General features: G+C 48.9%; 20 protein-coding genes and 1 pseudogene. 8 read left to right on the forward strand and 13 right to left on the reverse strand.

The window, feature by feature from the left end; translation table 11 throughout:
- The 6 genes from ACQY8X_RS10180 to lptM form a co-directional block, all read right to left on the reverse strand.
- Positions 1 to 726 carry an HAD family hydrolase gene (locus ACQY8X_RS10180; RefSeq protein WP_428035030.1) on the reverse strand — a complete coding sequence of 242 codons (726 nt, stop codon included), beginning with the start codon at positions 724 to 726 and terminating at the stop codon, positions 1 to 3.
- Positions 719 to 1,666 (reverse strand): tyrosine recombinase XerC, encoded by a 948-nt coding sequence (gene xerC / locus ACQY8X_RS10185; protein ID WP_428035031.1) that lies wholly within the window; start codon positions 1,664 to 1,666, stop codon positions 719 to 721. Before xerC ends, ACQY8X_RS10180 begins: the two co-directional genes overlap by 8 nt.
- A 17-nt stretch (positions 1,667 to 1,683) precedes the next feature.
- On the reverse strand, positions 1,684 to 2,385 hold the full coding sequence (locus ACQY8X_RS10190) for a DUF484 family protein (RefSeq protein ID WP_428035032.1): 702 nt from the start codon (positions 2,383 to 2,385) through the stop codon (positions 1,684 to 1,686).
- The gene (dapF, locus tag ACQY8X_RS10195) at positions 2,382 to 3,212 is read right to left on the reverse strand and encodes a diaminopimelate epimerase (RefSeq protein WP_428035033.1); all 831 of its coding nucleotides are present in this window, start codon (positions 3,210 to 3,212) and stop codon (positions 2,382 to 2,384) included. Before dapF ends, ACQY8X_RS10190 begins: the two co-directional genes overlap by 4 nt.
- 119 nt (positions 3,213 to 3,331) lie before the next feature.
- The gene (gene lysA / locus ACQY8X_RS10200) at positions 3,332 to 4,582 is read right to left on the reverse strand and encodes a diaminopimelate decarboxylase (RefSeq protein WP_428035034.1); all 1,251 of its coding nucleotides are present in this window, start codon (positions 4,580 to 4,582) and stop codon (positions 3,332 to 3,334) included.
- Positions 4,583 to 4,670: 88 nt separating this feature from the next.
- A complete protein-coding gene (lptM, locus tag ACQY8X_RS10205) occupies positions 4,671 to 4,781 on the reverse strand; it encodes an LPS translocon maturation chaperone LptM (RefSeq protein ID WP_299197531.1) in 111 nt (36 codons plus the stop codon).
- A gap of 121 nt (positions 4,782 to 4,902) precedes the next feature.
- Here lptM and cyaY point away from each other — a divergent pair, with 121 nt between their 5' ends.
- Positions 4,903 to 5,220: an iron donor protein CyaY gene (gene cyaY / locus ACQY8X_RS10210; RefSeq protein ID WP_428035035.1), complete on the forward strand. Its 318-nt coding sequence runs from the start codon at positions 4,903 to 4,905 to the stop codon at positions 5,218 to 5,220.
- Between the two features lie 10 nt (positions 5,221 to 5,230).
- Complete coding sequence (locus ACQY8X_RS10215; protein ID WP_428035036.1) at positions 5,231 to 5,791, forward strand: D-sedoheptulose-7-phosphate isomerase; 561 nt, start codon at positions 5,231 to 5,233, stop codon at positions 5,789 to 5,791.
- 76 nt (positions 5,792 to 5,867) lie between these two features.
- On the opposite strand, the gene waaA is transcribed toward ACQY8X_RS10215, so the two are convergent.
- On the reverse strand, positions 5,868 to 7,172 hold the full coding sequence (gene waaA, locus ACQY8X_RS10220) for a lipid IV(A) 3-deoxy-D-manno-octulosonic acid transferase (protein WP_428035037.1): 1,305 nt from the start codon (positions 7,170 to 7,172) through the stop codon (positions 5,868 to 5,870).
- 66 nt (positions 7,173 to 7,238) lie between these two features.
- Between waaA and ACQY8X_RS10225 the strand changes: the two genes are divergently transcribed.
- Positions 7,239 to 8,423: an FAD-dependent oxidoreductase gene (locus tag ACQY8X_RS10225; protein ID WP_428035038.1), complete on the forward strand. Its 1,185-nt coding sequence runs from the start codon at positions 7,239 to 7,241 to the stop codon at positions 8,421 to 8,423.
- Positions 8,423 to 9,229: an aldo/keto reductase gene (locus ACQY8X_RS10230; protein WP_428035047.1), complete on the forward strand. Its 807-nt coding sequence runs from the start codon at positions 8,423 to 8,425 to the stop codon at positions 9,227 to 9,229. The genes ACQY8X_RS10225 and ACQY8X_RS10230 overlap by 1 nt, the downstream gene beginning before the upstream one ends.
- An 8-nt stretch (positions 9,230 to 9,237) precedes the next feature.
- On the opposite strand, the gene hldE is transcribed toward ACQY8X_RS10230, so the two are convergent.
- Positions 9,238 to 10,662: a bifunctional D-glycero-beta-D-manno-heptose-7-phosphate kinase/D-glycero-beta-D-manno-heptose 1-phosphate adenylyltransferase HldE gene (gene hldE, locus ACQY8X_RS10235; protein WP_428035039.1), complete on the reverse strand. Its 1,425-nt coding sequence runs from the start codon at positions 10,660 to 10,662 to the stop codon at positions 9,238 to 9,240.
- Positions 10,659 to 12,428 (reverse strand): lipid A export permease/ATP-binding protein MsbA, encoded by a 1,770-nt coding sequence (gene msbA / locus ACQY8X_RS10240; RefSeq protein ID WP_428035048.1) that lies wholly within the window; start codon positions 12,426 to 12,428, stop codon positions 10,659 to 10,661. Before msbA ends, hldE begins: the two co-directional genes overlap by 4 nt.
- A gap of 244 nt (positions 12,429 to 12,672) precedes the next feature.
- Between msbA and ACQY8X_RS10245 the strand changes: the two genes are divergently transcribed.
- From ACQY8X_RS10245 to ACQY8X_RS10255, 3 genes are read left to right on the forward strand one after another with little or no spacing between them, the layout of a single operon-like run.
- The gene (locus tag ACQY8X_RS10245; protein ID WP_428035040.1) at positions 12,673 to 13,560 is read left to right on the forward strand and encodes a glycosyltransferase family 2 protein; all 888 of its coding nucleotides are present in this window, start codon (positions 12,673 to 12,675) and stop codon (positions 13,558 to 13,560) included.
- Positions 13,561 to 13,569: 9 nt separating this feature from the next.
- Positions 13,570 to 14,565, forward strand: a complete 996-nt coding sequence (locus ACQY8X_RS10250; RefSeq protein ID WP_428035041.1) for a glycosyltransferase family 10 domain-containing protein — start codon at positions 13,570 to 13,572, stop codon at positions 14,563 to 14,565.
- A gap of 52 nt (positions 14,566 to 14,617) precedes the next feature.
- Complete coding sequence (locus ACQY8X_RS10255) at positions 14,618 to 15,532, forward strand: lipid A biosynthesis acyltransferase (protein WP_428035042.1); 915 nt, start codon at positions 14,618 to 14,620, stop codon at positions 15,530 to 15,532.
- 498 nt (positions 15,533 to 16,030) lie between these two features.
- On the opposite strand, the gene ACQY8X_RS10260 is transcribed toward ACQY8X_RS10255, so the two are convergent.
- From ACQY8X_RS10260 to ACQY8X_RS10270, 3 genes are read right to left on the reverse strand one after another with little or no spacing between them, the layout of a single operon-like run.
- Positions 16,031 to 16,777, reverse strand: coding sequence for a hypothetical protein (locus ACQY8X_RS10260; protein WP_428035043.1), 747 nt, complete (start codon positions 16,775 to 16,777; stop codon positions 16,031 to 16,033).
- Between the two features lie 52 nt (positions 16,778 to 16,829).
- Positions 16,830 to 17,858, reverse strand: a complete 1,029-nt coding sequence (locus tag ACQY8X_RS10265; RefSeq protein ID WP_428035044.1) for a polysialyltransferase family glycosyltransferase — start codon at positions 17,856 to 17,858, stop codon at positions 16,830 to 16,832.
- A gap of 36 nt (positions 17,859 to 17,894) precedes the next feature.
- Positions 17,895 to 18,854 carry a polysaccharide pyruvyl transferase family protein gene (locus tag ACQY8X_RS10270; RefSeq protein WP_428035045.1) on the reverse strand — a complete coding sequence of 320 codons (960 nt, stop codon included), beginning with the start codon at positions 18,852 to 18,854 and terminating at the stop codon, positions 17,895 to 17,897.
- Between the two features lie 224 nt (positions 18,855 to 19,078).
- Between ACQY8X_RS10270 and ACQY8X_RS10275 the strand changes: the two genes are divergently transcribed.
- Positions 19,079 to 20,092: a polysialyltransferase family glycosyltransferase gene (locus ACQY8X_RS10275; protein WP_428035046.1), complete on the forward strand. Its 1,014-nt coding sequence runs from the start codon at positions 19,079 to 19,081 to the stop codon at positions 20,090 to 20,092.
- Here ACQY8X_RS10275 and ACQY8X_RS10280 read toward each other — a convergent pair.
- Positions 20,069 to 20,285 (reverse strand): annotated as a pseudogene (locus ACQY8X_RS10280) (hypothetical protein); the annotation flags it as partial. The gene ACQY8X_RS10275 and the pseudogene ACQY8X_RS10280 sit on opposite strands and share 24 nt — an antisense overlap.

The following is a 20,285-nucleotide window of genomic DNA, read 5'->3' on the forward strand; positions in this document are numbered from 1 at the left end:
CTAAAGGGTTGCCCGATGATCAGCGATCGCAGCAATCTGCGCCACACTTTCAGGAATATCACTCAGACAGGTGACCGAGCGGTCAGCCGGATCGCCCTCTGGCCATACCCGGTTATCCAGATTCACCCAGATGGTCCACAAACCGGCATTCTGCGCGCCGACAATATCGTGGTGGGGGTTATCACCGATATGGATCACCTGTTCCGGCCGCAGTCGGTGGCTGTGCAACATCTGTTCAAACATCAGCGGATGAGGTTTCTCTTTACCGACGCCATCGGCGTTGAGGGCAAAATCAAAGATATCACCTAAGCCCACCCGATTCACATCGGCGTTACCATTACTCAGTGCACCAATTAGATAACCGGCCTGCTTCAGCTGTTCCAGCATCGCCCGGGCATGTTCAAACAGCTCGACCTGATTGCGCGCTTCGATAAACACGTCGAACGCCTGTTGCGACAGCGCCACCGCCTGCTCATGGGGATAACCGGCTTCCTCCAGACCGATCTCCAGCTGTTTCAGACGAATCTGGGTCACGCTGTGGCTGATCTCAGGAAAGGTTTGCAGCGCCCGCTGTTTCAGGTGTTCAAAGTCGCTTAACTGATAGCACTGCACAAACAGTTGCGCGTGCTCACTGAGCCAGTGATACAGCGTATTGTTGGCTTCGACAATCACCGGATCAACCGCCCAGAGGGTGTCATCCAGATCGAAGGTTATACATTTAATCATCGTCTTTTTCGGCCTTGTTGTGCGACTGTTTATGGGCGCGGGGATGGGCTTTATCGTAAACATCCATCAGGTGTCTGAAATCAAGATGGGTGTAGATCTGGGTGGTGGAAATATCCGAGTGCCCTAATAGTTCCTGCACCGCGCGCAGATCACCACTGGACTCCAGCATATGGCTGGCAAAGGAGTGACGCAAGCGGTGCGGATACACCTTCCCCTGAGTATGTTGCATCTTTGCCCGACGGTCGACGCGTAACTGCACACTCCGGGAGCTGATACGGGTGCCCCGCTGACTGACAAACAGCGCCATCTCTTCCGGACGCGCCATGCTATCACGGAGATCGAGCCAGAGATCCAGCGCCTGCATCGCCTTGCGACCAATCGGCAACAGGCGCTCCTTGGAGCCTTTACCCACCACCCGCAGGCTGGCTTCCTGCCAGTCGATACTGTGCAGATCCAGACTGACCAGTTCGGATAAACGCAGCCCGGAGGAGTAGATCAGTTCCAGAATCGCCTGATCACGACATTCCAGCGGGTCGGTTTCACCCGCATCACTGTCCAGCAACTGGTTAAGCTGATCAACATCAAGGGTCTGGGGTAACCGCCGTGGACTCTTCGGTGCCTGAATACCGAGGGCCGGATTTTGCTTCACCAGCCCTTCCCGGTGCAGATATTTATAGAAACTGCGGATCGCGGAGAGTAAGCGCTGAATGCTTTTGCCCCCCAGGCCTTCGCGGTGCACCCAGGCAACAAAGTTGCGGATATGCTTTGCTTCGATCCGCGCCCAGTCTACTTTGCCATCGGGAAACAGGGTACTGTGTTGCAGGTAGTCCTGCAGTCGACCGAGATCGCGGCGGTAGTTACTGAGGGTATGACGGGAGTACTGCCGTTCGCTGCTCAGATAGGTATAGAAGCCATCCAGAGCAGCGTTGCCAGAGCTCATCAAAAAGAGCTCATTAATCAGGCCTTGCGATCCTGCAGCAGCGGCGAGACTACCCGGCTGAGCACCTGACCGATATAATCGAGGAACAGGGTGCCCTGATTACTCTGGAAGTAGGTCGCATCAAAGCTGCCAATCGCCAGCAACCCAAGGGTCTCCCCCTTCACCAGAGGTACGGCAGCGGCCGATTTCACCTTAAACGCCTGCTCGCGAAACATGAACTGATTTTGCAGCTCGGTCAGATTACCGCAGCGGGTCTGGGACTGATCCACCAGCGCATCAATTGCTGTAGCCTCACCCCGGGGCAGCAGACGCAGATTGCTCAGGTCTTCCCGCTGATCACTGAACAGCACCAGCGCAGTGGTGTCACTGTTAAAATCCTGACACAGACTTTCATCAATCGCCACCGCCACATCATCGAGGGTATCGGCATCCATCAGCGCCAGTACCATCTTCTTGGTTTTACTGAACTGGATATCATTTTCCCGGGCGACTCCGATCATGTCGCCAAGATAGTCGTGCAGCTCTCTGTTTTTCTGCCGTAACAGGCTGGTCTGACGCTCCACCAGCGACACGGTATCGCCGCGCTGATGGGGGACGTAGAGCTTCTCCAGCAGATACTCATTACCGCTAAAGAAATCCGGATGCTCTAGCAGATATTCAGCCACCTGCTCGGGGCTGATCTGCGCCTGCAGCACCTCTGTTGACGTGTTCTCACTCATATAAAAATCTGCCCTTCATACACAGTGGTTGCCGGTCCGGTCATAATCAGCGGTTCACCTTCGCCGGACCACTCAATCACAAGTGAGCCACCAGGCAGGTGCACCGTTACTTTATCGTCAAGCAGGCCACGCAGACGACCAGCAACTACCGCAGCACAGGCTCCGGTACCGCAGGCCATCGTTTCACCCGCACCCCGTTCGTAAACACGCAGACGGATCTCCGCGCCGCTGATCACTTCCATAAATCCGATATTCGCTTTGGCCGGAAACTTAGCGTGTGATTCCAATGCGGGCCCCCAGGTTTCAACCGGCGCAGTATCAACCGCATCAACCACTAACACACCATGGGGGTTGCCCATCGACACCGCGCTAATCTGCACGGTCTGTCCACCAACCTCTATCGGATAGGTAGCGGCCTGCTGATCTGCACTAAACGGAATATGCTGGGGCTCCAGTACCGGCACCCCCATATCCACCACCACCTGCTTATCTTCGGTAATGGTCAGATAGATCGGCCCTTTCTGGGTTTCTACCGCCACGGTTTCTTTAGCGGTCAGCCGCTTATCGCGAACAAACTTAGCAAAACACCGGGCGCCATTGCCGCAATGTTCCACCTCACTGCCATCCGCATTGAAGATCCGGTAACGGAAGTCCATCTCTGGATTAGTGGGCGGTTCGACAATCAGCATCTGATCAAAACCCACACCAAAATTACGATCGGCCAGACGCGCCACTATCGCCGAGTTGATCTTCACTTTCTGGGTAACGGTATCCAGCACCAGAAAGTCATTGCCAAGGCCATGCATTTTTGTAAATCGAACTAACATAGTCATCTCTTCAGGCGCACTGTTCGGACAGTGTTTTGCCTTCTCTGTCGGGTTTACTCGCAACACGTATTCAGCAGATCATATTCATTGACTCATTTACATGATCTTAGCGTCAGCTTTCAGCCCGGTAAAACGGTTTCACCCCGCAGCTGATCAACAATGGTTTCGCGCTTGCGGATCAGGTGCACCTGATTATCATCCACCATCACTTCCGCTGCCCGGTTACGGGCGTTGTAATTGGAACTCATGCCAAACCCGTAGGCCCCGGCAGAGCAGACGGCCAGCAGATCACCCGCTTCAATGTTCAGCTCCCGGTCTTTACCCAGGAAGTCACCGGACTCGCATACCGGCCCCACCAGATCAAAGCGACGGGCTTCACCCTCTGCACGCATCTCTACCGGAATAATTTCCATATACGCACTATATAGCGCCGGGCGGATAAGGTCATTCATGGCTGCATCGATGATAGCGAAGTTTTTATGCTCAGTGCACTTCAGGAACTCCACCTTAGTGATCAGAATTCCCGCATTGGCGGCGATAGAGCGACCCGGTTCAAAGATCAGTTTCAACGGCCGTGCGCCCAACTTTTCAATAACAGCAGCGATATATTCCTGTGGCGTAGGCGGCACCTCATCGGTATAACACACGCCCAGACCACCACCCAGATCCAGATGCTTGATAGTGATACCCTGCTCCGCCAGTGTATCAATCAACAGCAACAACCGGTCCAGCGCATCCAGAAACGGCGCAATCTCAGTCAGCTGTGAACCGATATGACAGTCGACACCCTGCACATCAAGATGGCTCAGGCTATGAGCATAGGTGTAGATACGCACCGCATCGTCAATGGCAACACCGAACTTATTATCTTTCAGCCCGGTGGAGATATAGGGGTGCGTACCGGCATCGACATCGGGATTCACCCGCAGCGAGACCGCCGCAACTTTATCCAGCTCAGACGCGACGTTGTTGAGCCGCTCCAGTTCCGCTTCAGACTCAATGTTGAAGCAGTGAATTCCCAGCTCCAGCGCACGGCGTATCTCATCTTCACGCTTAGCCACGCCAGAAAACACCACTTTAGCCGGATCACCGCCCGCTTTGATAACACGTTCCAGCTCGCCCAGAGAGACAATATCAAAACCCGCTCCCAAACGCGCCAGCACATTGAGTACGCCGATATTGGAGTTTGCCTTCACCGCATAGCATACCAGCGCATCACGCCCTTCCAGCGCCTGGGCATAATCAAGATACGCGCGCTCCAGGGCGTCACGGGAATAGATATAGGTGGGTGTGCCATATTCTGCGGCAATCCGGCTGACCGGCACTTCTTCGGCACAAAGACGGCCGTTGAGATATTGAAAATTATCCATTGTCTTCTGTCTGTATTAAATAGGGTGACTGCTCAGGTGTGCTGAGCCTGTTATTTCCGCCGTTTCAACACGGCGAGGCAATTGAGAACTATTGCTGTGTCTGTTTTGGCGCATCATCGGGCAGATATAGCTTACCTTTCTGACCACAACCACTGATTAACAGAGCACTGAAAAAAATGGCAATCCAACAGGCTTTCACGGTGTTTATTCCTGACATTAAATTATTGGTTCGATTATACAGCGCCGTTGCCATGATGAGTACCTGAACGAACTGCTATATACTCTGTCCTACTGATAATTTTCCGCCTGTGAGTATGACAATGAACGAATCTGAATTTAACCAGAAGGTTGACGACACCCTGGAGCGCGTAGAAGAGGTTTTGGATGAGGCGGAAACCGATCTCGACTTTATGAATAACGGCGGTGTTCTGACGGTGATCTGTGAGAATAAATCCCAGGTAATCTTCACCCGCCAGACACCGGTTAAACAGCTCTGGCTGGCGGCGCGCAGCGGCGGTTTTCACTTTGATTTCAATGGTGAAACCTGGGTGCGAGACAGCGATGGAGCCCTGCTGAATGAGGTGCTGAGCGGTATCTTCGCTGAACAGGCAGGTGAACAGTTCAGCTTTGATCTGTAAGGATAAAACGATGTCATTTGAAAACGCACTGCAACGCCATATGCAAACCTTTAATCGTCTGCCAGAGATTCAGGCCGATGTAGAGCAACTGGCAGAACAGATCTCCGCCACCTTTACTGCCGGTGGCAAGTTGCTGTTTCTCGGTAACGGTGGCAGTGCCGCAGACAGCCAGCATCTGGCCGCTGAATTTGTCGTGCGTTACAAAGCGGAACGCCGCGCCCTGCCAGCCATTGCCCTGACCGTCGACAGCTCAATCCTTACGGCCCATTCCAACGACTATAGTTTTGATTCTGTGTTTACCCGGCAGATTGAAGCACTGTGCCGCCCTGAAGACCTGGTGATTGGCCTCTCGACCTCGGGTAACAGCAACAACGTGATCAACGCCATTGAGGCCGCACAACAGATTGGAGCGACCTGCTGGGCCTGGACCGGGGAGAGTGGCGGCAGGTTAGAGTCGATAGCAGATCACCTGATAAAAGCCCCGAGCACCGAGACCGCAAGGATTCAGGAAGCGCATATCTTTATCGGCCACTGGCTGTGTGAAGAGATGGATCGGCAGCTAAGCTCTTAATAGCTGGGTTCTTAATAGCTGGGTTCTTAATAACCAGGTTCTTAATAACCAGGTTCTTAATAGATATATTCCGGGTTTACTCATCAAGACCGGCCAGCTGTTTCACCAGTGCCAACTGCTTATCCAGCGCCCCACGGTTAGACTCGATACAGGCTCGCCCGCGGATACCCATCGCCCTAGCCTGCTCGGGATGATCCAGCAGCTCGGCGATCACCTGTTGCAGCGCTTCAGCGCCAGTGACCACCTGCAACGCCAGCTCCTGCTCCATGGTGTTAACAATCTGATGAAAGTTATACACATGAGGCCCCATCAACACGGGCTTACCTAACATTGCGGGCTCCAGTGGGTTGTGCCCGCCCCGCTCAATCAGACTGCCGCCGACAAACGCAATATCCGCAGCGCTGTAAAGCATCATCAACTCGCCCATAGTATCCCCCAGATAAACTTCGCAATCCGCCGCAGGTAATGGCGACACGCTGCGCCGGCAGGTACGAAAGCCCGCTTTGACACTCTGATCGTAGATCATCGCGAAGCGTTCTGGATGGCGGGGCACCAGTATCAATACCAGCTGGTGATAGCGGGACTGCAGATTGCGATACAGATCCAGCAGTTGTGACTCTTCGTCATCGTGGGTGCTGGCAGCGATAATCACCGGACGCTCAATCCCCCAGGCCGCACGCAGTTTTGCAGCTTCTGCAGCAACGCCCTCGGGCGCGGCGATATCAAATTTGATGCTGCCGGTCACCTGCAGTATATCTGGCGCAAGTCCTAAGGCGATAAAGCGCTCTGCATCCTCCCGGTTTTGTACTGCAAGACGGCTGACCTCCCTCAGCATTGGCCGGGTCAGCCATCTGAACCGCTGATAACCGGCCGCCGAACGCGCCGATAACCGGGCATTGGTCACCAGCACAGGCACCCCGCGTTTCGCACAGCTGTGGATAAGATTAGGCCAGAGCTCAGTTTCGACGATCACGCAGCTGCGCGGCCGGATACGCCGGTGAAAGCGGGCCAGTGCACAGGGAAGATCATAAGGACAATAGGCATGCCCGACCCGATCACCAAAGTGGGTCTGCACCCGGGCACTGCCGGTCGGGGTCATACTGGTGATAAACACGGGGATCTGTGGGTGCTCCGCCAGCAGTTTTTCCACCAGCGGAATGATAGCCATGGTTTCACCAAAGGAAACGGCATGAATCCAGATGGGTCGCTCACCACTTAACCGGCGCACAAAACCAAAGCGCTCGCCCCAGCGACGCCGATATTCAGGGCTCTGGCGTCCACGCATCCAGAGCTTCAGCAAAATCAGCGGTGTCAGACAGTAAAACAGCAGCGAATAGAGCAATCGGGCCATGGGGATAAACGAATTCCATTCAGAAAACATCAGTTTACCATTATCAGCCTGCGATACCGAAGGTATAATAAACGCTGTTAACCGGCAGGGTGATTCATGCAAACAATAAAGACAGATCTGGTTATTCTGGGTGGCGGTATCGCAGGTCTGTGGCTGCTCAACCGTGTACTGCAACAGGGGTATGACGCCTTACTGCTGGAAACCGGCGATCTCGGTGGTGCGCAGTCGGTGCGCTCCCAGGGGATTATCCACGGCGGCACCAAATATGCCCTGAACGGTGTCCTGACGCAGGCGTCCAGCAGTATTGCGGACATGCCATCGCGCTGGCGCGCCTGTCTTGACGGCACCGGCGAGCTGGACCTGAGCACAGCCAGGATTCTCTCTGAGGCCCACTACATGTGGTCTAAAGCTTCGCTCGGCGCAAAAATGACCAGTTTTTTCGCCAGCAAAGCACTGAAAGGCCGGGTTGAAAGCGTCTCCGTCGACCAGCGCCCGAAGGCTTTCGATCATCCTCACTTTCGCGGCAACCTGTATAAGCTGAATGAGATTGTGCTGGACGTTCCAACGGTGATTGAAGCGCTGGCCAGCCCTCATCTGCAGCGAATCTGTAAAGTCGACGCCGGTGATATTCAGTGGCTTATCGAAAACGGGCAGGTTAAAGCACTGCAACTCCCTCAGATGCGCATCGAAGCACAGCGCTACATCACCACCGCCGGTGAGGGCACCGAGGCGCTGCTGCAACAGCTGAATATTCAGCAGCCGCAGATGCAGCGCCGACCGCTGCATATGGTGATGGTGCGTCATCGTTCAGACCTGCCAACCTTTGCCCACTGCATCAGCAGCGGTAGTAAGCCAGTGGTCACTATCACCACACACCCCGCCACTAAAGGCGAGCATGTCTGGTATCTGGGCGGTGATCTGGCCGAAACAGGGGTCAACCTGAGTTCTGAGCAGCAGATCAGAAAAGCTGAAAAACTGATCGCTGAGCTACTCCCCTGGGTCGAGCTGAAAGATGCCCGCTGGGCCAGCTTTCATATCAATCGCGCCGAACCGAAACAATCATCACTCACCCGTCCGGATTCAGCCTTTGCTCAGGCGGTGGGAAACTGCATTATCAGCTGGCCAACCAAACTGGCGCTGGCGCCCGATCTCGCCGACCAGATCCTCGCCCTGCTGAGTGAACAAAGTATCACCCCGGTGAACATCGCCGATACAGATCTGAGCGCTACTCTGCCCCGCCCGGTGATTGCTGAGCCGGTATGGGAGACGCTGTTTTGCTAATGCTCAGACCGATTGCCGGAACCGATCTGATGGTTAGTCCGATAGGGCTTGGCACCGTCAAGCTCGGGCGGAATAAAGGGGTAAAATATCCTGACAGTTTTACTATTCCGGATGATAAGCAGGCAGCCCAACTACTCGATCTCAGCCGGGACCTGGGTATTAATCTGCTGGATACTGCGCCCGCTTACGGTAATAGCGAAGAACGTCTGGGGGCACTGCTGCACAAGCAGCGCAATCACTGGCTGATCTGCAGCAAGGTCGGCGAGGAGTTTGATAGCCAGACGGGGCAGTCACATTTTGACTTTACCCCGGAACATCTCCGCATGAGCGTCGAACGCAGTCTGAAACGGCTGAAAACCGATGTCATTGATATTCTGCTGGTGCATTCTGACGGTAATGATCTCGAAGTCATCAACCACTATGGTATTCTGGAGCAGCTGGAACAGCTAAAAGCTGAAGGCAAGATTCGGGCGGGAGGGATGTCGACGAAGACCGTAGCTGGCGGTATCGAAACCCTGAAACGCTCTGATATCGCCATGGTCACCTACAACCTGGATTACCGGGATGAACTTCCGGTCATTGATTATGCGCTGGCGGCAGATAAAGGGATCTTTATTAAAAAAGCCCTGGCCTCAGGACATATCGCCCAGGGTGCTAATATCGATCCGGTACGCGCCAGCTTTGATCTGGTGCTTGGTCATCACGGGGTCAGCAGTGCCATTATCGGCACTATCAATCCAGACCATCTGCGCGCCAATGTTAAAGCGGTGATAGCAAGCCTGAACCGAAGCCAGTCGAAGCGTTAATTTAAAACTCAGCTACCCTGTATCTTCTCAACGATCGCCGTAGTAGAACAGTTATCGAGGAAGGATAACACTTTCACTTCGCCACCATAACTTTTGACAAACTCCCCGCCAACCACCTGTTCAAGGCCGTAATCCCCCCCCTTTACCAACACCTCGGGGCGAATCTGCTCGAGCAAGCGCTCGGGGGTGTCCTCAGCAAAGCTGACCACCCAGTCGACCGCTTCCAATCCTGCCAGCACAGTTTTACGCCGCTCAACCGGATTGATGGGGCGGCCTTCGCCTTTGAGACGACGGACTGAGTCATCATCATTGATCGCCAGTACCAGCCGGTCACCCTGCGCCCGGGCTTGCTCCAGATAGCCCACATGTCCGGCATGCAGAATATCAAAACAACCATTGGTGAAGACGATCTTCTCACCGGCAGCACGGGCATCCTCCAGCGCAATCAGCAACTGCTCATCAGTAACAACGCCTCGCTCTGATCCTTGCGCCCGGTTAACGGCCCGGCGCAGTTCCGGTCCGCTGATGGCTGCGGTGCCCAGTTTACCCACCACGATACCCGCAGCGATATTGGCAAGGCCGGTGGCGACCTCAAGGGCTTCACCGGCAGCCAGCGCCGTTGCCAGGGTAGAGATTACGGTGTCGCCTGCACCAGTGACATCAAACACTTCGCGGGCATGGGCAGGGAAGTGAACTTCGTTCTGGCCCGGTTTAATCAGGGTCATCCCCTGTTCACTCCGGGTCACCAACAGGGCATCAAGATCAAGCTGAGCAACCAGCAACTGGGCTTTCTCAACCAACTCCTGCTCCGAATGACAACGGCCAACAACCGCCTCAAACTCACCCATATTCGGTGTCAGCAGAGTGGCCCCGCGATAGCGCTCGAAATCAGTGCCTTTCGGATCAACTAAAACCGGCACCCCCATTTTACGGGCGGCGCTGATCAGCACCTGAGGATCACTCAGCGTCCCCTTATCGTAATCAGATAAAACCAGCGCACTGACATTTCCCAGAAGCGACTCAACTTGTTGCTGTAACGCGGAACTATGATCAGGGCTGAAGCGCTCTTCAAAATCCAGTCGGATCAGTTGCTGATGACGGCTAATCACCCGCAGCTTGGTAATCGTCGGCTCACTGTCACTGCTGCAAAACTGACAGTTCACCTGCGCCGACTCAAGCTGTTGGCGCAGAGCCTGTCCAGCCTCATCCTGCCCGACAATACCCACCAGAGAGACTCCGCCACCCAGGGCGGTAATATTCAGCGCAACGTTCGCAGCGCCCCCCGGACGATCTTCCATCTGATCAACTTTGACCACCGGCACCGGCGCTTCCGGCGAGATTCTCGAAGTCGGGCCATGCCAGTAACGATCCAGCATCAGATCACCCACCACCAACACCTGAGCTTTGTCTAATCGGGGCATTACCAGCTTCATAGATTCTGTTCCTCATCAGAGGGTTGTTCTGTGTTCATCACGGCAGCCACTTCGGAAAACTGCAGGCTGTGGAGATTGGCATACACACCCCCCAATTGCAGTAACTGCGCATGGCTGCCCTGCTCAATAATCCGGCCGGAATCCATCACCAGAATGCGGTCGGCATTCTCGATAGTCGATAAGCGGTGAGCAATCACCAGAGTGGTTCGCCCCTGCATCACATTTTCCAGCGCATCCTGAATATGTCGTTCAGACTCAGTATCCAGCGCCGAGGTGGCCTCATCCAGAATCAGAATAGGAGCATCTTTCAGAATCGCCCGGGCGATGGCAATTCGCTGACGCTGGCCGCCGGACAACAGCACACCATTTTCGCCCACCAGAGTATCCAGCCCGTCCGGCAGGTGCTGAACAAACTCCGTCACGTGGGCCGCTTCAGCCGCAGCTTCAATCAGCTCCCGGGAACAACCGGCCATACCGCCGTAGGCAATGTTTTCCGCAATGGTACCGTTGAACAGGATCACCTGCTGATTCACCAATGCGATCTGACTGCGCAGATTAGCGAGTTTATAGTCGTTTATATTGTGGTCGTCGAGGAGGATCTCCCCCTGCTGCACATCATAAAAACGGGGTAACAGACCTGCCAACGTGGATTTACCGCTGCCCGATTTACCCACTAACGCGACCGTTTCCCCGGGCTTAATATCAAGGCATATATTATCAAGTACCGGTTTGGAATCGGCTTCATAACTGAAGCTCATGTTGTTAAACGTAAGCCGGCCCTGCACACGACCTTTTTCAAATAACCCACTATCCTTTTCCGGGGCGGTATCCACCACTTCAAACACGCTCTCCGATGCCGCGAGACCAGACTGAATTGTGCTGCTGATCTCCGTCAGCGAACGTACCGGCTTCGCCATCAATGCTGCTGCTGAGATAAAGGCGATAAACTGCCCGGTACTCATCTCGCTGATCAGATCCGGCTCCATCGCCAGATAGGTCATCAGGGCGATCACTCCCGCCACCATCATCTGCACAAACGGAGTGGCGACCGACTGTGTTACCACCATCTTCATCACCTGGCGCCGGTTCTGCTGGCTAACCTTGATAAAGCGTTCAGTCTCAATCTCAGTAGCACCAAAAGTACGGACAACCTGATAGCCCTTAATCGCTTCAGATGCCGATGAGGTAATATCACCGACGCTCTGCTGCACCCTTCTGCTTATAGCTCTCATGCGCCGGGCAGCGATGCCAACGATCACGCCAACAAACGGACCAACCACCAGAAAGAGTAGTGTTAGCTTCCAGTTCAGGTAAAGCATATAGCCAAACAAACCAATAACGGTTAACCCTTCACGGATAGCCACCTTCAGCGCATTAGTCGCAGCACCAGTGACCTGCTCGACGTTATAGGTCAGCTTTGCCAGCAACTCCCCACTTGAGTGCTTATGGTAGTATGCGCTAGGCAAGAGCATAAGGTGTTTGAACAGGTCTCCGCGCAGATCATGAACGACATATCGAGCCACATAGGAGAGTCCATAGTTGCCGAGAAAAGTACCGACACCGCGGACAAAGAAGATTCCTAATACCGCCAGAGCCAGCAAGCCCCGATTATCCAACTGACCTGAGCCGACAACATCAACGAATGCTTCCAGCCACTTCGCAGAAGCTGTCTGCGAAGCAGCATAAATCACAAAGCCCACAACGCTGAGTAGAAATGCTGACCAATATTTTTTGACATACCTGAGCAGGCGAAGGTATACCTGCAAACTATTACCAGTTTTCACTATCGAAAAATTCTCAGATTATTTTTGGCTACCATAACAACAAATCAACAGAGTGATACGCTAGTGTTGTGGGGCTACAAACATTACAATTCCACATTTTACAGCATTAGCATGCAAGATGGGCAACAAAGACTCTTTATGGCTGTATTATTTAGGAACAACCTGGTCTTGCAATTTGACGCAAAGTTAACATACCAGCTCAATCTAATTTCTATTGAGATTTCATATGCCTAAGCCCATTTCCATCGCGATTGTTACCCCCTCTTTTAATCAAGCGCCCTTTGTTGAAGAAACCATACGTTCGGTAGTAAACCAACAGTACCCTGAACTACAGTATGTAGTGATCGACGGAGGCAGCACTGACGGCTCCCAGGATATTATCGAGTCATATGCAGACCAGCTACATTTTTATACTTCAGAGCCTGACCGCGGTCACGCCCATGCCCTGAACAAAGGTTTTACTAAAACTGATTCTGAAATAATGGCCTGGATAAATTCAGATGATAAATATACGCCACAAGCACTCCATACCGTTGCCAGAATTTTTGAGCTATTCCCTGAAGTAGAATGGATTACAGGCTTTAATGGCTTGTGGAATAAAGAGGGCGTAATGACAACCGCCCAAAGGAATCCAAAAAACATCTATGATTACCTGACAGGAAAGTATCGCTGGATTCAACAAGAATCAACATTTTGGCGCAGAAGTCTATGGGAAAAGGCAGGTGGTTATATTGATGAGAGCCAGAAATTCATGGTTGACGGCGAGCTTTGGTGCCGTTTTTTTCAGCATGCTGAGCTCTATTCGATAGATGCTATCCTGGGTGGTTACCGAATTCACGATGAAAACAGAGCGATTCAGAATGCTGCTGAATGTCACCAGGAGATGCTATCCATCATTGACGTGATGAAAAGTGAACTCCCGGAGAACGTCATAACCACGGCTAGAAAATTAAAAATCCTCAAAAAGATAAGAAAAGTCCCTATTATTAAGAAGCTCGGTTTATCCAGAATGATCTCAACAAATCACTTAGACTCACATTTTCAAGAGATCGATTATAAAAATATCCACTACACTAATGGCCGGTGGCAGATTCGCACCCTGCCATTTAAATAGAGTACTGTCATGGCTATTATTAGAGTTTTCCGCTGCTGGGAAGAACCCGACATATTAAAACTACTGCCAGGCTACTCTCGTGAAAGCCCGTCCAACTCAGGGGTGTGGGGAGAACATACGTTCATCTGCGAGGAAGATGGAGAGTGTGACGTTGCAGTTGTATTTAATCGGGTTGGTAACCAGAACAGATATGTCACCTGCCCGCCTGAAAATATATGGCAAGTTATACAGGAGCCTTTTGTTTATCACATCCATGATTGGATGATTGACGACCAGGATCATTACAGTAAAGTTTTTACCCATTACATTCCATCGAACTCGTCTAAATATATCAGATCAAACCCTATGCTTTCCTGGTATATAGACAAAACATATGACGAGCTCATAGAGGTAAGTGCACCTGAAAAAAGCAAGGACATTTCCTGGATATCAAGTAATAAAAAAATATTCCCCGGTCACGGAGACCGCTTAAAATTTCTTGAGTTTATTCAATCGTCTGATTTAAATATCGACCTGTTTGGTTCTGGTATAAACTTCATTGAAAACAAATGGGACGGAATGATCGACTACCGATATTCATTAACAATAGAAAATACTCTCCATAAAGATTATTGGACTGAAAAATTAGCTGATAGCTACTTGTCATATTGTTTACCGATTTATTTTGGCTGCCCTAACATAACAGACTACTTTCCAGAAGAGTCGTTTATCAGAATAGATATTCGCAATCCAGAAGAAGCGTTAAAAACAATTAGAGATGCAATAGAAAACAATGAATGGGAAAAAAGACTTCCTGCGATAATTGAAGCCAGAGAGTTAGTTCTGCATAAGTACAACCTTTTCGCACAACTATCAGAACATATTTCACAGAGCAACTTGACTCTGAAAAAATCAGATGTAACCCTTCCCCCTTACAAAAGAACAAACTCAAGAAGACTAAAGAATAAACTTCTACAATTTCAGCATTTTACGGGCCTTAAGAGACTAGACAAGAAAATTTGTTAATGTAGATTCGTTAATAAGTATTAAAAGGAATTTTCATTTTTGGATGGCATAATTGAAATATCAAAAACTAACATTGAAATGCTTTTTACACCCTAAAAACTGGCTTATATGGTTCAGCATTGGTCTTTTAAGGGCCTGCTCTTCCCTGCCATATAGCTGGGGTTTATCTATAGGAAAGCAACTAGGCAGGCTTTTGCACAAAGTAATGCGCAAACGCAGACATATCACAGAAATAAATATCAGCCTCTGCTTTCCTGAACTATCTCCCGCAGAACAACAGCAACGGGTTATCGAGGTTTTTGAAAACAATGGTATTGGCCTGATTGAAACGGGTTGGGCATACTGGAAAGATACAGAGTTTTTCAGAAAAATAACTGAATTTCGTAACTTTGAGCTTTTAGACCTCCATCTAAAAAAGGGAAATGGTGTAATTCTATTGGGATGGCATTTTTCTTGTTTAGATCTGGCAGGGCTATTATTCTCATTACATGGAGCACCTTGCAGTACCTTATATAGAAAGCACGACATCCCTTTACTCGAGTGGTTTTTTACCCGTGGAAGAAAACGTTTTAGCTATCCTTTGGAACGATCTAAAACCCGGCAAATGTTAAGAGCCATGAGAAATAATCACTGTATCTGGTTTGCTCCAGACCAGGATTTAGGTCGTAAAGGTACTGTTTTTGCTCCTTTTTTTGATATCCCGGCGGCAACAACTATTGCTACAAGCAAAATGCATAAACTAAATAACTCGCCATTACTTAAATTAGACTGCTGGAGAAAAGCAGATAACTCTGGATATATACTCGAAATAAGTGAGGTTGAAGGATTCCCTTCAGGTTCAGAAGCAATAGATGCAGCCAAAATAAACAAAGCAATAGAGCAAGGCATTCAAAAAGCGCCAACACAATATATGTGGGTTCATAAGCGCTTCAAAACCAGACCTGATAAATCAGTAAAAATATACTGATAAATCGTAAAAAGAACAAAAAATAACGACTCTACATCACTTATCACTCTCTGGTGACGCAATAATTAAAAAAACCTTAACACAATCGACGATTTTTTTGCTTAGCTAGGAATTTATCCACACTATTTATACTGAAGATCAAAAGATCTTACTCCTATAAAAGTCATAGACAAACTCTATAGCCGAAATTCCGGCATAATACTTCAGGATATTTAACCTTCAGATAAAAATGCAATACTATCAGAATATTTTTTAAATAAGCAAAGGCTATCAAACAGCATTACTGCCAATCTCAGAAAATTTCTCGTTGTTTTTTCGAAGCGTCTCTGAGGGGGGAATCATCTAAGTTAAGTACTCGAATGACCCGATTCGGTGATACTCGTTTACGGAAGAAACTAATAGGGTCTGAATGTTACAAAAAAGCGAGAAATATACTTGGGTATTAAAAGTATATTTTTCTGCTTAATTCAGACATCCATTAGATAATGAGGTACATTCTTACTTCCATTCATCGAGGATCCAAGGCGACTGCCTCCACATATCATATGATGAGTAAGCGACATCATCAGGATCTGGCTTACCATGAAAGTAAACAATCTTAGCACCATCGGGGTACGATGAATGAGTTTTAGGAAGAAAGAATCCTCTTGACCTGAGCTTTTTCCCAATCACTCCAAACGTTTTTTTTACCCGGGAATCGCACTCTTTCTTAAAAGAAACGACCATCCCATCAGGCCAAAGCCTGGCATTATTAACAGATTCGGATATCCAGTCCTGATCGCCATGCATTCTATTTACAATTGTGTTTTTATCCATAATAAACTCGTCCCAGACATATGCCATAGAACCAAGCTCCAGTCGGAATACAGAGCTATTGTAGACATTCCCTTTTTTCTGATCTTTTATAATACAGAACTCACCTGGATGCATCGTCAGCATCTCATCTATATTATTAACCAGAACCACATCGAGATCCATAAAGAGTGTAACGCCCGTCAAGCCATAAAAGTTGTCTTTAAACAACTCCAGCTTATACCACCATCCAAAAACATCAGCATCATTTTCGATTGGCAAAACATTAATGTCAGGATAAAAGCCTTCAGAGTCGTCCGTCATACAGTAAAATTTAAATGGAAGCGTTACATGCTTTTTGACCATTCGATGCAATCGATTCACATATTCAGCCGGATATTTATTACCCCATTTCAGGCATACAATATTATAAATCTCGTCACATTCTTTCATAAGTATTCCAGATCTCTTTCACAACTGACAGTTCTTATACGTATATATTAGACTATCTGATCTCAATTCCGACTTGCTTAAACAGGTCAACAAAACGGTTTCCACCCGATCCCCCCAGATAAGAGATTACTCGAAGATCTGGTCTTAACCAGCGGGCAGCGAGCAAGGTCGATGATACATCACCAACGACAACAGTGTCTTTACTTAATAATGGCAGCATAGCTTCAAAAGGTATGGATCCAGGTAATAATGTAACCCCTTCTCGACACAAATTCAGACAGTCTTCAACGCTATCTCTGGGATGATATTTAACGGCTATCTTTCCCTTGTTTTCTGAAATCAGCTGCAGAATTCGTCTTTTATAATCAGGATCGTTGTGAATAATTGACTCATATGGAAGTGTGACTAAGCAGTCAAATTCACTGACAGAGGCAACATCAACATCCTTGTCTCTGAGAAGCATTTCACAAAACGATGAGATATCCGAAGACATAAAAGCGGAAGCATTAAGCTGATGAATAACTTTTTGACGCAACCTTTTATCAATAAACTCAGGAAATGCCACATGAATATCGTTTATCAACTTTGATGCACCGATAGTTTCAGGCTCTTGCCACCAAAACCCATAACTCATTTTCTTAATCAAGTTATCAGTAAAATGCCCCAAAGGATTAGCAGCCTTTCTTCCAAGATAGGTAAATGTCCCTTCATCCATGTAGTGACCACTAACATCTTTATTCATTCCTTTAGCAATATGCATAGCATATTGAAATTCCATCCGCCGATCATTGCCAGTAAATATATTTACAGGCTTTATATCTTTTATTAATACACTGATATCATTAAATAAATCCCTTCTTTTTCTGACTTTATTCAACAACCCTTTAAACTGCCCTTGAAAAGAGTATGACTGATCAAACGGACTCTCAGCCCACTCCTGCAACAATTCATATACCCCATTATCGCCCGCCGGCTGATTAATAAAAACCAGAACCGATTTTTCATCACTACGCTCTTTCGCAATAGATGCGGCAATAAACAAACTAAAAAGTTTGGAAACAAAATACACCGAGCAAGTCATATCCCATCCCACGCTGTCGACAGAATTATTCCATACTTAAAGATAATCAAAATCTTTTCCGGCCTTACCCTGCTTAAAATCAGCGTTAATTGAAGCAAAGAGCGAGTCAATTTTCCTTTGGGTATCAGCAAGAAACTCACTGATTTTCTCTAGTTCCGCTGTCGAAAAATCACAACTTTCCGGAAACCTGTCTGATTCGATATCTTCAATAGAAACAGAACGACCTTTATCTCCAAACACATCTTCAAGCAGATGTTCAATCTTAGGTGTATTGGAAGCGATCGCTATAAAGGGGATCCGGTGCTTCAGGCACATAGTTACAGTATGAAACCGGCCAGTTATCACCAACTCAAACTGCTGTAAAAAATCGATATAGGCCTGGGGTTGGGATGAGCGATGCCGGTCACGAAAAAACCAGTTCCAGGTATTCTTAAGAAACGTTCTCGGACTCTTCCAGAAGGGCTTATTACGAGGGTGAGCCAAGCTCATCGTTACGTAAGTAAAACCTTTTTTACGCGCATAACGTTTAAGCCTTTTTGCCATAGGTCGAAGTGTATTATCAGTCACACATACCTTTTTTGCAGGCGTCGCTTTCTCAGAGTGATCTGAGGCACCATAAAAAGTAAGATCCGGAACCCATTTGCCATGACAACCGTAGCGGTGAAGTTCAGCCAGACTTGCCTGATCCCTCACATAGACTGAACGGTAGTACTTTAATTGCTGGTATGCATCTGCTGTATTATTGAAAAGAGTCGCATTTATTAAATAACAATACTTTGAGATATTATCCGTTGCAAAGCGGGCCAACTCTACAAGAGCTTGAGCATACTTTTTCCGATGACTGTTGTTAATGGTGCCCTCTCCATTAACAATCACGACATCAACTTTTGCTAACCCCAGCAACTCCTCTTGATGCAGGCGCCAGTCTTTATGAACAGGCCAGGACCACTCAACGGAGAAACCGTTCTGAGCAAGTAACAGCTCTAAGTTGTCCATGACCAGGGAGCAGCCAAAATGACTGTGATTCCGCGTGTTATTAATTATGGCAACTTTTATCATTTTTACTCACTAACCAACGTCTCTCTGGGTACAATGAATATACCCACCCAATATTGCGTTACATTGTATCATCCAAGTTCTTCATGATGACAACAAAACAGAGCATCTGTTATTTTCAAAATTGTGTACATAGCCAGATTTACGGGTAGCCCAGATATAATATGAAACATCACCTCTTTTTGGTCTCAACACCATTCAATATGCTCACTGCAAGCATGGTCGCCTTCTCGCTACCGGCTACAGAGGCAAAAACAGTGTGGCTAATTGACCAGCCAGCCCTGCAGAGCGACTTTGTTACCGCTTTTCTAGAATGGCCGGCATCCCCGTTCAAAAACAGCGGTATTATCTCTCATAAGGCGAGCGGAAAAGGCAAAGGGGCGCAAAGAAAAGCGGTACTGAAAAAAATTGACGCATTACTCTCTGATATAAAACCACAAAAAATATATACCGCTAACGACCGCAGAATAGAGTTTCAGTATTCCATGGCTCATGCGGCTCCTCTTCCTACCGGGGTTTACCTTGATGACGGTACTTATACTTATCTGGGAAGAAAGACCCACTGGTTTAGTGACAAACTGCTCGATAACTTAATCAAAAAACTCGTCTATGGTTTTTGGTGGAAACAACCTGAAACGATCGGCGCCAGCGGCTGGATTCAGGAAGCATACATCGCCTTCCCTGAGTTTGCCTGTTCACCGCTGCTTAGAAAAACCATTCACCCACTGCCATTGAACCTAATTACCCCAGAATTCAGGCAGCTTTCAACCCTTTGTTTAAAAGATAATCTTGAATTACACCGGGTCGGCGCAGTCGAGGGATTAATCTTACTACCTCATGATTCAGTTCTGAAACACTCCACTCTATTGAGAATCAAAAATTGGTGTGCTGCTATGAATGGACCTATCGCATTCAAGCATCACCCAAGAACAACGAATAAAGCAGCTTTCTCAGAGGCCATACCTGAAAAATCATTTGAGTTACCCGGCGCGATACCGATGGAAGTTATGCTTCCTCTTTTGCCAGAAAACACTCATGTTATAGGTGATATTTCTACGGCATTACTGACCACAAAGTGGCTCAGACCGGAGCTGGATGTCACGGCTTTAGCTGAATGTTCCACAGGCTCCGATTGGATTCAACTGCTCTCTGCATTAAAGATAAAAACCGAGTTCTGACTTTAAGATGTGTTTTTGTAGCGTTTGCCAGACAATCTCCGGCGTAAGATTAGCAAAGACAGCGGGTTCCACTGCACGACCACTCGCGGGCTGAGCTTTCGCCTCTAAGCAGATCTGATCCTTACCATAACCGCCCACCAGCCCCGGGTCGGTAGAGCCAAACAGAATAACGTTGGGACGATCCAGTGCCGCA

Origin of the sequence: Amphritea sp. (genome assembly GCF_050300915.1) — a bacterium.
Classification (GTDB): domain Bacteria; phylum Pseudomonadota; class Gammaproteobacteria; order Pseudomonadales; family Balneatricaceae; genus Amphritea.

Excerpts from the sequence above, each read along its gene's own strand:
- ACQY8X_RS10180 (WP_428035030.1), bottom strand. The coding sequence starts at position 726 with ATGATTAAATGTATAACCTTCGATCTGGATGACACCCTCTGGGCGGTT.
- xerC (WP_428035031.1), bottom strand. The coding sequence starts at position 1,666 with ATGAGCTCTGGCAACGCTGCTCTGGATGGCTTCTATACCTATCTGAGC.
- ACQY8X_RS10190 (WP_428035032.1), bottom strand. The coding sequence starts at position 2,385 with ATGAGTGAGAACACGTCAACAGAGGTGCTGCAGGCGCAGATCAGCCCC.
- dapF (WP_428035033.1), bottom strand. The coding sequence starts at position 3,212 with ATGTTAGTTCGATTTACAAAAATGCATGGCCTTGGCAATGACTTTCTG.
- lysA (WP_428035034.1), bottom strand. The coding sequence starts at position 4,582 with ATGGATAATTTTCAATATCTCAACGGCCGTCTTTGTGCCGAAGAAGTG.
- cyaY (WP_428035035.1), top strand. The coding sequence starts at position 4,903 with ATGAACGAATCTGAATTTAACCAGAAGGTTGACGACACCCTGGAGCGC.
- ACQY8X_RS10215 (WP_428035036.1), top strand. The coding sequence starts at position 5,231 with ATGTCATTTGAAAACGCACTGCAACGCCATATGCAAACCTTTAATCGT.
- waaA (WP_428035037.1), bottom strand. The coding sequence starts at position 7,172 with ATGTTTTCTGAATGGAATTCGTTTATCCCCATGGCCCGATTGCTCTAT.
- ACQY8X_RS10225 (WP_428035038.1), top strand. The coding sequence starts at position 7,239 with ATGCAAACAATAAAGACAGATCTGGTTATTCTGGGTGGCGGTATCGCA.
- ACQY8X_RS10230 (WP_428035047.1), top strand. The coding sequence starts at position 8,423 with ATGCTCAGACCGATTGCCGGAACCGATCTGATGGTTAGTCCGATAGGG.
- hldE (WP_428035039.1), bottom strand. The coding sequence starts at position 10,662 with ATGAAGCTGGTAATGCCCCGATTAGACAAAGCTCAGGTGTTGGTGGTG.
- ACQY8X_RS10245 (WP_428035040.1), top strand. The coding sequence starts at position 12,673 with ATGCCTAAGCCCATTTCCATCGCGATTGTTACCCCCTCTTTTAATCAA.
- ACQY8X_RS10250 (WP_428035041.1), top strand. The coding sequence starts at position 13,570 with ATGGCTATTATTAGAGTTTTCCGCTGCTGGGAAGAACCCGACATATTA.
- ACQY8X_RS10260 (WP_428035043.1), bottom strand. The coding sequence starts at position 16,777 with ATGAAAGAATGTGACGAGATTTATAATATTGTATGCCTGAAATGGGGT.
- ACQY8X_RS10265 (WP_428035044.1), bottom strand. The coding sequence starts at position 17,858 with ATGACTTGCTCGGTGTATTTTGTTTCCAAACTTTTTAGTTTGTTTATT.
- ACQY8X_RS10270 (WP_428035045.1), bottom strand. The coding sequence starts at position 18,854 with ATGGACAACTTAGAGCTGTTACTTGCTCAGAACGGTTTCTCCGTTGAG.
- ACQY8X_RS10275 (WP_428035046.1), top strand. The coding sequence starts at position 19,079 with ATGAAACATCACCTCTTTTTGGTCTCAACACCATTCAATATGCTCACT.